13 protein-coding genes are annotated in these 14,163 nt (G+C 33.4%); 4 read left to right on the top strand and 9 right to left on the bottom strand.

The genetic code is table 11. From position 1 onward, the window contains the following. Positions 1–30: 30 nt before the first annotated feature. A complete protein-coding gene (locus tag DK441_RS18520) occupies positions 31–1,323 on the top strand; it encodes an amidohydrolase family protein (RefSeq protein ID WP_109851999.1) in 1,293 nt (430 codons plus the stop codon). Positions 1,324–1,450: 127 nt separating this feature from the next. Here DK441_RS18520 and DK441_RS18515 read toward each other — a convergent pair whose 3' ends face one another. From DK441_RS18515 to tgt, 9 genes are all read right to left on the bottom strand, one after another. Next, positions 1,451–2,269 carry a tetratricopeptide repeat protein gene (locus DK441_RS18515; protein ID WP_109851998.1) on the bottom strand — a complete coding sequence of 273 codons (819 nt, stop codon included), beginning with the start codon at positions 2,267–2,269 and terminating at the stop codon, positions 1,451–1,453. A 71-nt stretch (positions 2,270–2,340) separates the two neighbouring features. After that, positions 2,341–3,150: a DUF6503 family protein gene (locus tag DK441_RS18510; RefSeq protein ID WP_109851997.1), complete on the bottom strand. Its 810-nt coding sequence runs from the start codon at positions 3,148–3,150 to the stop codon at positions 2,341–2,343. A gap of 72 nt (positions 3,151–3,222) precedes the next feature. Then, complete coding sequence (locus DK441_RS18505; RefSeq protein ID WP_109851996.1) at positions 3,223–4,230, bottom strand: DKNYY domain-containing protein; 1,008 nt, start codon at positions 4,228–4,230, stop codon at positions 3,223–3,225. Positions 4,231–4,334: 104 nt separating this feature from the next. After that, a complete protein-coding gene (locus DK441_RS18500) occupies positions 4,335–5,519 on the bottom strand; it encodes an asparagine synthetase B (RefSeq protein WP_109853565.1) in 1,185 nt (394 codons plus the stop codon). A gap of 115 nt (positions 5,520–5,634) precedes the next feature. Beyond that, positions 5,635–7,179: a replicative DNA helicase gene (gene dnaB / locus DK441_RS18495; protein ID WP_109851995.1), complete on the bottom strand. Its 1,545-nt coding sequence runs from the start codon at positions 7,177–7,179 to the stop codon at positions 5,635–5,637. 169 nt (positions 7,180–7,348) lie between these two features. Next, positions 7,349–8,302, bottom strand: a complete 954-nt coding sequence (locus DK441_RS18490) for an acetyl-CoA carboxylase carboxyltransferase subunit alpha (protein WP_074408057.1) — start codon at positions 8,300–8,302, stop codon at positions 7,349–7,351. 51 nt (positions 8,303–8,353) lie between these two features. Further along, on the bottom strand, positions 8,354–9,286 hold the full coding sequence (locus DK441_RS18485; protein WP_109851994.1) for a DMT family transporter: 933 nt from the start codon (positions 9,284–9,286) through the stop codon (positions 8,354–8,356). After that, positions 9,273–10,343, bottom strand: a complete 1,071-nt coding sequence (locus DK441_RS18480) for an LptF/LptG family permease (protein ID WP_074408059.1) — start codon at positions 10,341–10,343, stop codon at positions 9,273–9,275. The genes DK441_RS18485 and DK441_RS18480 overlap by 14 nt, the downstream gene beginning before the upstream one ends. Position 10,344: 1 nt before the next feature. After that, entirely contained in the window at positions 10,345–11,475 is a 1,131-nt protein-coding gene (tgt, locus tag DK441_RS18475; protein ID WP_109851993.1) for a tRNA guanosine(34) transglycosylase Tgt, read from the bottom strand. 176 nt (positions 11,476–11,651) lie between these two features. Between tgt and DK441_RS18470 the strand changes: the two genes are divergently transcribed. From DK441_RS18470 to DK441_RS18460, 3 genes are read left to right on the top strand one after another with little or no spacing between them, the layout of a single operon-like run. Continuing rightward, positions 11,652–12,497 (top strand): transketolase, encoded by an 846-nt coding sequence (locus DK441_RS18470; protein WP_109851992.1) that lies wholly within the window; start codon positions 11,652–11,654, stop codon positions 12,495–12,497. A 10-nt stretch (positions 12,498–12,507) separates the two neighbouring features. Further along, positions 12,508–13,212 carry a hypothetical protein gene (locus DK441_RS18465; protein WP_109851991.1) on the top strand — a complete coding sequence of 235 codons (705 nt, stop codon included), beginning with the start codon at positions 12,508–12,510 and terminating at the stop codon, positions 13,210–13,212. Continuing rightward, complete coding sequence (locus tag DK441_RS18460; protein WP_109851990.1) at positions 13,209–14,162, top strand: transketolase family protein; 954 nt, start codon at positions 13,209–13,211, stop codon at positions 14,160–14,162. Before DK441_RS18465 ends, DK441_RS18460 begins: the two co-directional genes overlap by 4 nt. Position 14,163: the final 1 nt, after the last annotated feature.

The following is a 14,163-nucleotide window of genomic DNA, read 5'->3' as shown; positions in this document are numbered from 1 at the left end:
AGCTTGTCGAAGTCTAAAATCATAAAGAATATGAAAAAAATAGTATTCATAATAGCACTGTGTATTATTTCCTTTGGAAAAGTAACAGCGCAGCAAACCCCAGCAAAAGCTCAAAGCAAAGCAATAACGATTACAGGTGCTACGGCACATATTGGTAATGGAGAAGTTATTGAAAACAGCATTATCATTTTTGAAAAAGGAAAGATAACAGCAATAGGTACTAATGAAAGTGCTTCTGCGAAAGGAACCGTAATCGATGCTTCTGGTAAACATATCTATCCTGGTTTTATAGCTCCAAATTCTACATTAGGATTAGTAGAAATAGGTGCTGTTCGTGCTACAGATGACGATAGTGAAATTGGAAATTACAACCCACATATTCGGAGTATTATTGCCTACAACGCAGAAAGTAAAATTGTTGAAAGCATGCGCCCTAATGGTGTTTTAATAGCCCAGATCACCCCTCGTGGTGGTAGAATTTCGGGAACATCATCAATTGTACAATTAGATGCCTGGAACTGGGAAGATGCAACTATAAAAGTAGATGATGGCATCCATATTAATTGGCCAAGTTCCTTTACAAGAGGTCGTTGGTGGCTTGGTGAAGAACCAGGGTATAAACCCAATAAAAAATATGTAGAACAAATAACAGAATTGGTAGATTTTATTCATCAATCCAAAGCTTCTATTAAATCAAATACAACAACAGGAAACCTTCCTCATCTTGCAATGAAAGGCATTTTTGACGGATCAAAGACTTTGTTTATACATGTAAATACCGAAAAAGAAATTTTGGATGTACTTAATTTTTCTAAAGAAAATAATATCAAGAAAATAGTTTTAGTAGGTGCCTATGAAGCTTATAAAGTTGCAGCACAGCTAAAACAAAACAATATCCCTGTATTAACTACAAGAACACACTCTACTCCCAGACAAGAAGATGAAGATTATGATTTACCCTATAAAAATGCAAAATTATTGATGGATGCTGGAGTGCTGGTTGCATTACAGAATAGCGGGCAAATGGAGCGCGCTAATGCCCGTAATTTACCATTTCAGGCAGGGACTGTTGCTGCACATGGGTTAGATAAAGAAAAGGCTTTACAGCTCATTACTGGTAATAGTGCTAAAATTTTAGGTATAGATAATAACACCGGAACTCTTGAAGTTGGTAAAGATGCTACTTTATTTATAAGTATAGGCGATGCCCTGGATATGCGCACAAATCAATTAGAGAAAGCTTTTATCCAAGGGCGCGATATTAGCTTAGAAAGCCATCAGACTAAGTTATGGAAACGGTATAGTGAAAAATACACTAAATAATAGTTTTAAATAATCCTTTTAAAGAAGTAACGCCTTTTTAGTTAAAAAGGCGTTACTTCTTTAAAAAAACCTGCACCCTATATAGGCTAAAAATACAATTGTCATTAAGGTAATATTACTTTATAAATCAATTTGGGCAATATTTATCAATAATTGCTATCGATTCTATATCCCCTAATTTTACCAACTTTTTAATGTCTTCACAGAAATCTGTATCTCCTTTAGCCATTTTTGCTCCTACTCTTGTTTTTAAAGCTTTTACATAGTCAGGAAAAAGCATTATTGCTTCAGAAGTATAAAAAATTGCTTTGTCATAGTTCCTTTTCTTATAATATATATCTCCCAAATTATTATATGCCATATATGAACCTTTGTTAATTTCTATACATTTTTCGTAATATATTATTGCCTTATCGTAGTCTTTTTTATCACTATATAAATTACCAAATCGAAAGAAAGCGAGACTCCAATTTGGGTACAATTTTAGAGCCATATCCAAATCTTCTTTTGCAGCATCAAAATTTTTAAGTTTTGTATAAATCTGGGCTCTATCTAACCAAGCCATTTTAAAATCTGGTCTTAGTTCGATAACTTTTGAAAAATCATCTCTCGATCCTTCTAAATCATCTAATCTTTCTTTCACACCCCCTCTAATATAATATGAAATCATTACATTAGGGTTAAACTCAATTGATTTATCCAAATCTGATAATGCTGATTTCCACTCATGCATTACTGCTTTATATTTACCTCTTTTATAATAATGCTCGGCATCAGGCCATCTCTTGATAAAACGGGTCTCCATTTTAATTTGCCTCCTCACAGATTCCCAAGATGAAGTATCAGGTAATTTGGCCGTATTTGGTATTTCCTGTGCCTGAACAAAATTATTTGTACCAAAAGTTAAAACTAAAATTATAGTAATGAACCTGAAATGTAATGTCATATTCTCTTAATCTTATTTGATTTTTAAAACTTATTTTCAATTAAGTTTTCTGGCATTACAACATACATTATCTACAAAGTCTTACTTTCTTCAATAACAGTTTTTTTGAATAATGAACCAGAAACTTTTTTCTTATTTATTTTAGCATTTACAAAATTTATTTCGCTTTTAACCTCTCCTACTACACCATCTTTATACGCTCTCCATTTAAGAGTTGCAGGAAGTAATATTCCATTTACATCATTCCAGGTAGTATATTCTATCAGACTTATTTTTTCGCTGGATTCTTTACTAAAAAATGTAACCGTATACCCCAGGAATTTCATCTTTCCAGATACTTTATCATAATAAAGGAAATAATTGTCTTTAGGTGAATCTCCTACACCATCTCCGTAAGATATTTTATAACCAGCGTACGAAACGTCATCTACGTTAAGATCATCTACCTTTTGATATGAAATTCCGTCATCACCCAAAACAAAAGGCATTGCATAAAAATAGAACATCAAATTATGGTAGAAACGAGGATTTCCTTTAAAATAAGTAGAATCTTGTTCTAACCAGGCTTCTTTACCATCAAACCCCAAAACAAATTTGTCTGTTTCTACTCGTGCATGTCGAGTTTTTAGATCTATAGTATGTTTCTCATTTCCTTCAGGTTTAGCTATCTCAAAAGTCATACTATTCATTTGATCAAACGTGTTAATACCTCCATGAGCTTTAAAAACAGTAGTAATATCTTCGGGGAAATCTCCTGATCTATCTGGTATAATCTCTTCTTTTTGTTCTTCGCGAACCTTGATTTCTTTTTCTGGTTTTACTTCTTGTTTACAGGAAATAATAGTTGTAATCAAAAGTGATACTAGGATAAGATTTTTCATGAGTTCAATTTGTTAAATAAGTTAATTCTAGACAATGTAGTCGTTGTACTTAAATTACCTTACACTACTGTATCACCAGCTTTTTGATTTTTTTAAAATTTCTCCCGATTCATAAATATGATTTTTGTCTGAAAAAGTATAGTTTCTACTATTATATCTAAAAGTTTTAGGATCTGCACCTTTAACAATTTCTCCAAGAAAAAAAACATGATTGATATCTTTTGTGTATCCATATTCGACTTCTTCAAAAGTATCGGCATCTGCTTCTTTTAAGGGTGTTGTTTCATAATAGATCGTATTATCTATTTTGATTATTTTATTATTGTTGAAAAACGTTATTCTTTCAGCATTCTCAAAAGGAATACTAACTACCTCATCAACGCTTTCTCCATTTCTTCTACTGGTATGAAGGTATACATATTTATCATCACGAATACAATATTGATTTAATACAGTTACTTCTGATAGATTCGTTTCAATTTTGCGCAAGGGTTCATGATATAAGTAATAGTACACCCCTTTGTTATCCTTACAAAACTCTTCATTAAGTATTTCAAAAGATGAATAGTCTACTTCTGTTAGCTTTTCATTATCCCTAAATATGTAATTCTTGTCTTTTGCAAAACTAAAATTTAACTGTACATACGTAGCCGGGTCTGCATCTTCTAAAATTTTAAAACCTCCTCCATCTTCTAAATCATATCGATCATACAAAATGTATACATGGTTTTTATCCATTGGAATATTGTAATCAAACTTAACAGTAAAAGAAGGAATATCGATATCAAAATCAAGGGGTTTTGCTTCATAATATGCATAGTTTTGATCTTTTGCATATGCTCTTCCTAAAACTTGAAAAGTATCAAAATCGACATTCATTTCGGTCTTACCTAATGAAAACCAATTTCCCATGGGACTGTGTATAATTTTATCACCATCTCGTGTATAAAAGTAAGATTCTGATTTCTCTTTATTTACTAATTCCCCAAATGGATTTAAAAAACGATACACTCCATAAATACCCAGTGTAATTAGTAATAGAATAATCGCGGCTAATATCATTAATACTTTTTTTATCATTTTATTTATGTCTGCTTCATCTTATCATGAATCAAAAACAAAATTATAAAAAGTAATATGTAAATTTATCCCTGTAAACCGTGATTAGGAGTACAATATTGCTATTAAGTTTTCTGCTTTTTCTTTTTTGCAGCCGGAAAGAGTACGTTGTTTAGAATTAGTCGATATCCTGGTGAGTTAGGATGTAGTTCTAGCTCTGTCTTTGGGTCACCCACCCTATGTGTATAATCTTCGGGATCGTGCCCTCCGTAAAATGTAAAGAATCCTTTTCCTTTAATCCCATGTATATAACGAGCTTCTGAATTGGTTTTATTTTCACCCAACACTAATACATTAGACTTAATTTCATTAGGATTATATGCTGTAGTTTGTCCCATAAATCCTTTAACCAAAGCTGTATGATTTTGACAAAGCATAGTTGGGATAGGATCCCATTTTGCAGAGAAATCCATCAGGGTAAAATAATCTGTTGTTTTAGGGATACGACGCTTTCTGGTCATATCGATTGAAGAAAACTCATATACATTTGGGCTACGTTCTAATGTAAAGTTTTTAAACGCAAAAGTTTTATTATAGTCTATTTTGGACTGGTATCCTGGTTCACTAGGGTCTCCATCAAACATAGGTTCGCAAATATCAACTCCTTCTGCTGCTATGGCAATCTCAAAACTATCAGTAGCACTGCACATAGCAAACATAAATCCTCCACCAACAACATAGTCTCTAATTTTTAAGGCCACCGCCAGTTTCTCTTGTGAAACTTTTGAGTACCCAAGTTCATTAGCTAGTTTTTCTGCAGCGGCTTTTTCTCTAATATACCATGGAGCAGCTCTATACGAAGCATAAAATTTACCATATTGTCCTGTAAAATCTTCGTGATGCAAATGCAGCCAATCATATAAGATCAGGTTATCTTCAAGAACTTCTTTATCATAAATGGTTTTATAAGGAATTTCTGCAAATGTTAATACCATTGTAACCGCATCATCCCAAGGTTGATTCCCTTTAGGAGAATATACTGCTATTTTTGGTGCTTTTTCTAACACTACGGCTTCCATATTCTGTGAAGGACTACTAATTTCTTCTAAAATCTCATTAGTTTCTGCATCGCTAAGTACCTCGTACGAAACCCCTCTAATGGTGCATTCTTTTCTAATATATTCTGTATCTGGTAATAAAAAAGATCCTCCTCTGTAGTTTAACAGCCATTTTACTTTTAGATCTTTACTTAATGTCCAGTATGTAATCCCATAGGCTTTCAGGTGATTTTGCTGGCCATCTGCATCCATCGGAATTAACACATAAGATGCATAAGATTGAAATGCAAATAAAAAAACCAACATAACTATACCAGATCGAAACCATCTTTGATGTAGTAAGAAAGATTTCAATATCTGTATTATTTTAGAAAGGTACTTCATCATCATCGCTAGAGTCATTTATGCTACTCCCAAAGGCTTCATCTGCACTAGGAAGATGACTTGTACTAAGCGGTTCATCTTCACTACCATCATTCATTTTAGAATGAAATTCAAAAGGAGTGCTAAAATCATCTAAGTTATCAAATTTACCTAAGTGACCAATAAATTTTAACCTAATATTTTCTAAACCACCATTACGGTGCTTTGCAACTATGAATTCTCCTTGTCCTTGAGTAGGTGATCTTTCTTCATCATCCCACTCATCAATCTTATAATATTCTGGTCTGTAGATAAAAGATACAATATCTGCATCCTGCTCTATTGCTCCAGATTCACGAAGGTCACTAAGCAGTGGTCTTTTACTTCCTCCACGAGTTTCTACCGCCCTTGATAACTGCGATAATGCAATTACTGGTACACTTAATTCTTTTGCCAGAGCTTTCAGGTTACGAGAAATTGTAGAAATTTCTTGTTCCCTATTTCCGTTTTTCCCGGTACCTCCTGCGGTCATTAGCTGCAAATAATCAATAACGATCATTTTTATACCATGCTGAGATGAAAGACGACGTGCTTTTGCCCTAAGGTCAAAAATTGAAAGAGATGGAGTATCATCGATAAACAATGGTGCTTTTTCAAGATCTTTTACTTTTACATTAAGCTGTTCCCATTCGTGTTTTTCTAACTTACCGGTACGTAATTTTTCTGAAGAGAGACCAGTTTCAGAAGATATTAAACGTGTAATGAGCTGTACCGAAGACATCTCTAATGAGAAGAATGCTACGGGAATATTCTGTCCTACAGCCATATTTCTGGCCATAGAAAGGGTTAATGCTGTTTTTCCCATACCCGGACGGGCAGCCACAATGATTAAATCACTTGGCTGCCAACCCGAAGTTAATTTATCTAGCTTATCAAAGCCAGACGGGATTCCACTTAATCCTTCTTTGTTTGAAATTTCCTGTATTTTTTTCTTTGCCTGTATAACCAGATTTTGTGCGGTCTCTGTAGAACGTTTTATATTTCCTTGTGTTACCTCATACAATCTGGATTCTGCCATATCGAGAAGGTCAAAAACGTCTGTAGTCTCATCGTAAGATTCTTCAATAATTTCATTCGAAATTTTAATCAAACTTCGCTGTATATATTTCTGAAGAATTATTCTGGCGTGAAACTCAATATGTGCAGAGGAGGCTACTTTTTGGGTTAATTGTACCAAATAATAATCCCCTCCGGCTAATTCTAATTTCGAATCCTTCTTTAATTGGCTAGAAACCGTTAATAAGTCTATTGGCTCAGAGTTTTCGAATAGCTTGTATATTGCTTCAAAGATGTATTGATGTGCTTCTTTATAAAAAACATCGGGATTTAGTATATCTATAATTTCGTCGACCCCTTTCTTATCAATCATCATTGCCCCAAGAACAACTTCCTCTAAATCAAGTGCTTGAGGAGGTATTTTTCCTTTTTCAAGCGAAATTACGTTCCCCCGATCGTAATTTATTTGCTTAGCTTGCTGTACTTTTTCCATGACTACGAATGTAAAAAAATTGTAAAAAGATGTACCTAAATACAAAGATACGAATGTCCACTAGTCTTCAACAAATGAACTGTTAATAACTTAAATTTATTGTTAATAAGCATAAAAAAATCTGAAGCTTACAACTTCAGATTCAGGTAGTAAGTGATTCCTTTAGGGATTAGTCTTTGAAGACTCCCATATTTGCATATTTTTCCATTCGCTTTTCAACCAATTCTTCTGGTGATAAGTTTTTTAATTCTTCAAAAGATGCTAATATTTTATCCCGTACTGTTTTAAAGGTTGTTTCTCGATCACTATGTGCACCACCAAGTGGTTCTTTAATGATTTCATCAACCACCTTAAGTTTAACACTATCTTTGGCTGTAAGCTTTAAAGCTTCTGCAGCTTGTTCTTTCTGATCCCAGCTTCTCCATAAAATAGAAGAGCAATTTTCTGGAGAAATTACAGAATACCATGCGTTTTCGAGCATCAACACTTTATTTCCTACTCCTATTCCTAATGCTCCTCCACTGGCTCCTTCTCCTATAATCACTACAATAACTGGTACTTTAAGACGAGTCATTTCTAGTATATTACGAGCAATTGCCTCTCCTTGGCCACGTTCTTCTGCTTCTAATCCAGGATAAGCACCAGGAGTATCAATAAAAGTAACCACCGGAATATTAAATTTTTCTGCACTTTTCATTAAACGTAGTGCTTTACGATACCCTTCTGGATTTGCCATTCCAAAATTACGGTATTGTCGGGTCTTGGTATTGTATCCTTTTTGTTGACCAACAAACATAAAACTCTGGTCTCCAATTTTTCCTAAACCACCAATCATGGCTTTATCATCCTTTACATTTCGATCACCATGTAGTTCTAAAAAGGATTCACCACAGATGGCATCTATATAATCTAATGTATATGGCCTAGAAGGGTGCCTTGACAGCTGAACTCGTTGCCACGGCGTAAGGTTTTTATATATTTCTTTTTTAGTTTCTTTTAGTTTTTTTTCAATTTGCTTACACGTATCAGTAACATCAACTTCGCTCTCTTCACCGATGGCGCAAGCCTTCTCAAATTGTTCTTCGAGTTCCTTAATGGGGAGTTCAAATTCTAAATATTCCATATCAAGAATATATTTTATATTAACTAGGGTTAGCCGACAAATATAAAAACTTTACTTCGTAATGTTATGCAAAGTTCCCTCTCTTTTTCTTTTTTTAGCATTTTTAAATATTCCATTTAAAACAACTGTACCCAGAATAATCGCCGCACCGTAGTAGAATTGGGGATTCATCTTTTCTGCTTCTCCAAAAATTAAGAACGCTAATAGTATCCCATATACAGGTTCTAAGTTTGTTGTTAACATTACTGTATACGGAGTTAAATATTTCATTACCTGTACAGAGCCTATAAAAGCATAAGCTGTACACACCGACGCTAATAACAACATAAACATCCAATCCGAGGTTGATAATTGAAAAAACGAAACTGTAAATCCTTCGGTTGTTGCACCAAATATTGTTATTCCTAATAAATATACAGTTACAACCCCCACACCACTTAATAGTTCATAAAAAGAAATTACCGATGGGTTGTATTGCTGTGCTACTTTTCCATTTATTAGAGAAAAAACCGAAGATAAAAAAGCAGAACACAATGCATAAACAATACCTATAAAGTAATCTCCTTCAACTTTAAAAATAATATACAATCCTGTAATGACTAAAAGTCCGAAAAGAATTTCATACCATATTACCTTTCTTTTATAAAAAATAGGCTCTAAAATTGAAGTAAAAAAAGCTCCTGTAGACATCATGGATAGTGTTATAGATACGTTAGAAACTTTGATTGCTGCAAAAAAAGTAATCCAGTGTAATGCTATGACAATTCCCGCTAAAAAAAGTGTAAAAAATAATTTTCTGGAAACCGTTAATGGTAATTTTTTGAAATAAATGTAAACATAAATAAACACCGAAGCCAGAAGCATCCTATACCAAACCAGTGGTAGTGCTTCGATAGATATCAATTCTCCAAGAATAGCTGTAAACCCCCATATAAATACTATAAAATGTAAATGAAGGTAATTAAAAAGTTTAGCGTTTGGCATTATATAAAAGATAAATGGCTAAGATTCCAAAAGATATATTAGGAAACCATACAGCAACAATTGGTGGAAAATCAGATTGATTGGCCAATGTACCTAATACTTTATCAAAAAAGATAAAAACAAATGCTAATGAAATACCAACAGCCAGATTAACCCCCATCCCTCCTCTTCTTTTCATAGAAGAAACGGCTACGCCAATAATGGTAAGAATAAATGCAGATACTGGTATACTCCACCTTTTATACGCTACAACTTTATATCTATTGATATCAGATGACCCTCTTTTACTTTCTTTTTTGATAAACTTACTTAACTCTGTATAGTTAAGAGTTTCTGCCACATACGTAACCGGGGTAAATTCATCTATATTAAAAGGCAAGACAGTATCCTTAGTTGTAGCTTTTTCAATGATATCTTTATTTTCTAATACAGTTCGTTTTACATAATCTCTCAATTCATAAATACTATCTTTAAATACAATTCTTCTTGCAGATATTTTTATCTTTAATCTATTACCGTCAAAATATTCTATTGTAAAATTAGTAGCAGATTTCTCTAAAGGTTTAAAGTTATTTGCGTACAAAAACATACTATCATTAAGTTGTCGGTATACGTTTTTAGTTTCTTGTACTTTTTTACCTTTTTTAAGGTAAGAGTATTTAAATTCATTAAATCCTTGACTAGCTTTTGGAGCCAAAAACAATCCCATAGCTAATGCACCGAAACAAATGATAACCGCACCTATCATATAGGGTCTAAGAAATCTCCAGAATGAAACCCCAGAGCTTAAAAAAGCTATAATTTCTGTTTTATTAGCAAGCTTAGAGGTAAACCAAATCACAGATAAGAATACAAAAAGAGGAAATAGTAAATTGGCAAAATAAACAGTAAAGTCGAGGTAATATCCAACAACAGCATCAAGAGGAACCTGATGTTCTAGCATATTATCAATTTTTTCTGAAAGATCTACTATTATTCCTATAGGGATAAAAAGCAGAATCATTGTAAAAAATGTCCCCAGATATCTTTTAAGTATGTACCAGTCTAGTATTTTCAATCTATAATCTTTTATCCATTTGTTTAACCATTATATTTTTCCAGGAATTAAAATCACCGGCTAAGATATGTTTTCTAGCTTCGCGAACCAACCACAAATAAAAACCTAAATTATGTATTGTTGCTATTTGTTTTCCTAATAATTCATTTACCGAAAAAAGATGTCTTAAATACGCCTTAGAATACTCGGTATCTACAAAAGTGATAGCCATTTCATCTATTGGTGAAAAATCATCTTCCCATTTCTTATTTTTTATATTAATAGTTCCATGTGCTGTAAACAACATCCCATTACGTGCATTACGTGTAGGCATTACACAATCAAACATATCTACACCAAGGGCAATATTTTCTAAAATATTAATAGGTGTTCCTACTCCCATTAAATATCTTGGTTTATCTTCTGGCAAAATATCTGTTACTACTTCTGTCATCGCATACATTTCTTCTGCCGGTTCTCCTACAGACAATCCTCCAATTGCATTACCAACAGCTCCAGCATTCGCAATATATTCTGCCGATTGTTTTCTAAGATCCTTATAGGTACTTCCTTGTACTATTGGAAAAAAAGCCTGATCATATCCATATTTAACCGGAATTTTTTCTAAATGTTGCATACAACGATCTAACCATCTGTGAGTCATATGCATACTTCTTTTTGCATATCGATAATCACAAGGATAAGGTGTACACTCATCAAATGCCATTATGATATCGGCTCCAATGGTTCGTTGGATCTCCATCACATTCTCTGGGGTAAACACATGATATGATCCATCGATATGAGATTTAAACTTTACGCCTTCTTCTTTTATTTTACGATTAGCAGATAAAGAATACACCTGGTAACCTCCACTATCGGTAAGGATATTTCGGTCCCAGTTCATAAATTTATGTAACCCTCCTGCTTTTTCTAAAATAGGAGTCTGAGGCCTTAGATATAAATGGTATGTATTTCCTAAAATAATATCGGGATTAATATCATTTTTTAATTCTCTTTGGTGTACTCCTTTTACGGTAGCAACTGTTCCTACCGGCATAAAAATCGGAGTTTTTATAACACCGTGATCTGTACTTATTTTACCTGCTCTCGCTTTACTTAGAGAGTCTTTGGACAAAAGGTCAAATTGCATAATTCCTGTTTGGTGGAGCGCAAAGATAGCTAACTAAAATCACATTGATCAATTTAGGTTTTCTAAAACTTTTTGTTATTAACATTAGTTTCTTAATTAAAAGCAGTCTATACATTTTGTCACCGCATACAAAACCAGTACTTTTGAAGCTTTATTATCAAGAAATCAGCAATATAATGCCAAAAACAAAACAATTAGAGGATTTTGCAACACAAGTACGTAGAGATATTTTACGACAAGTACACAAAGTAAATTCTGGTCATCCAGGAGGATCTTTGGGCTGTACAGAATTTTTTGTTGCCCTGTTTCAAGAAGTTTTAGATCGAAAAGATGATTTTGATATGGATGGTATCGATGAAGATATCTTCTTCTTATCTAATGGTCATATTTCGCCAGTCTATTATAGTGTATTAGCGCGAAGTGGGTATTTCCCTGTAGAAGAGCTAAACACCTTTAGGCTAATTAACAGTAGATTGCAAGGACACCCAACAACTCATGAAGGGCTTCCTGGTATTCGTATTGCTTCTGGATCATTGGGACAAGGGATGTCTGTAGCCTTGGGTGCTGCACAAGCAAAAAAGTTAAATAATGATTCTCACCTGGTATACAGTCTTCATGGTGATGGAGAGCTTCAGGAAGGACAAATTTGGGAAGCAGCTATGTATGCTTCCGGAAAAAAAGTAGATAATCTTATTGCTACCATCGATTATAATGGTAAACAAATAGATGGTGCTACAGATGATGTTCTTCCACTAGGAGACCTAAAAGCAAAATTTGAAGCTTTTGGCTGGGATGTTATGGAAATTAAGGACGGCAACAATATTTCTGCAGTTATTGAAGGCTTAAAAGAAGCAAAAAGCAGAACAGGTAAAGGAAAACCCGTATGTATACTAATGCATACTGTAATGGGTAATGGAGTCGATTTTATGATGCATACACATGCATGGCACGGTAAAGCTCCTAACGATGAACAACTAGAAATTGGATTAGCACAAAATCCTGAGACTCTGGGAGATTATTAAAGATCATAAAATGAAAATAGTTAAACTAGCATTCTTTGTATTCTTTGTATCAACATCTGTTTCTTCTTTTAGCCAAAAAATAGTAATCGATTATTTTGTTGATTATGAAATTGAAACTAAAAATAAGAAAGATACTATTACTATAGGATTTAGTAAAAATGGTGATTATTTGTACACCGACTCTGATGCTCTGGTAGAAAGTTTTCAAAGGTCAGTATTTAGAAATCGAAATACCGATATTAAAAATTCTGAAATGCATATTGTTTTTGATACCCAAAAACAGTTTGTCTATTTTCTAATGACTTTTGATAAAAATGAATTCTTTATGAAAATGAATGTTAATGATTTTATCCCTTCTGTAAAAGATAAATCTCCATTTGATGGTACAACACAATTTATTTTTGAAAAAACAGAAGATTACATTCAAATTGAAAATAAAGATTACAATATTCACCAATTGTATCCTGATAATGAACCAGAGGAAAAAATTAAAATTGTCTGTTCAAAAGATATGAAATTTAACAATTCTATACTTTTGAATTCAATTTACAAAATGATGTCGGGTTCTAACATATCAGAAGATATTAAAACACCAAAAATAAATGGGGTTATATTATATCTTGCCAATAAAAATAAAACTTTGATTAAGGCAGTAAAAACAGATAATAATCCCAAAACTTTAGATATTAACTTTAGTTATAAAATAACAGAATGAAAAAATATATAGACACAGGAAAAAAAGATACTCGTTCTGGTTTTGGAGCCGGTTTAGAAGAATTAGGTAAGACTAATGAAAATGTAGTGGCATTATGTGCTGATTTGATCGGTTCTTTAAAAATGGATGCTTTTATTGCGAATCATCCAGAGCGTTTTTTCCAGATTGGTATTGCTGAAGCAAATATGATGGGAATCGCTGCAGGATTAACTATCGGCGGTAAAATCCCTTTTACAGGAACGTTTGCGAATTTCTCTACAGGACGTGTTTATGATCAAATTCGTCAATCTATAGCGTATAGTGATAAAAATGTGAAAATTTGTGCTTCACATGCTGGTTTAACACTAGGAGAAGATGGAGCAACACACCAAATTCTGGAAGATATTGGTCTTATGAAAATGCTACCAGGAATGACAGTAATCAATACATGTGATTACAATCAAACTAAAGCTGCTACCATAGCAATTGCAGATTACCAAGGCCCTGTTTATTTAAGATTTGGAAGACCAAAAGTTGCCAATTTCACCCCAGAAGATCAAAACTTCGAAATCGGAAAAGCAGTGTTACTACAAGAAGGAACTGATGTTACCATAGTTGCTACCGGCCATTTGGTATGGGAAGCTTTACAAGCAGCAGAATCACTACACCAACAAGGAATCAGCGCAGAAGTCATTAATATACATACGATAAAACCTCTTGATGACGAAGCAATCCTAAATTCGGTAAAGAAAACAGGGTGTCTTGTTACTGCTGAAGAACATAATTTTTTAGGTGGTTTAGGAGAAAGCGTTTCAAGAGTTTTAACACAACACAATCCTGTTCCTCAAGAATTTATTGCAACAAATGATACTTTTGGAGAAAGTGGAACACCAGATCAGTTAATGGAAAAATATGGCTTAAATGCAGAAGCTATAAACAAAGCCGTGTTAAAAGTCATAAAAAGAAAATAAT

The organism is Aquimarina sp. AU58 (genome assembly GCF_900312745.1).
In the GTDB taxonomy this organism is placed as follows: domain Bacteria; phylum Bacteroidota; class Bacteroidia; order Flavobacteriales; family Flavobacteriaceae; genus Aquimarina; species Aquimarina spinulae.
The sequence above is the reverse complement of the archived record's forward strand: the minus strand, read 5'-3'. Positions and strand labels throughout refer to the sequence as shown.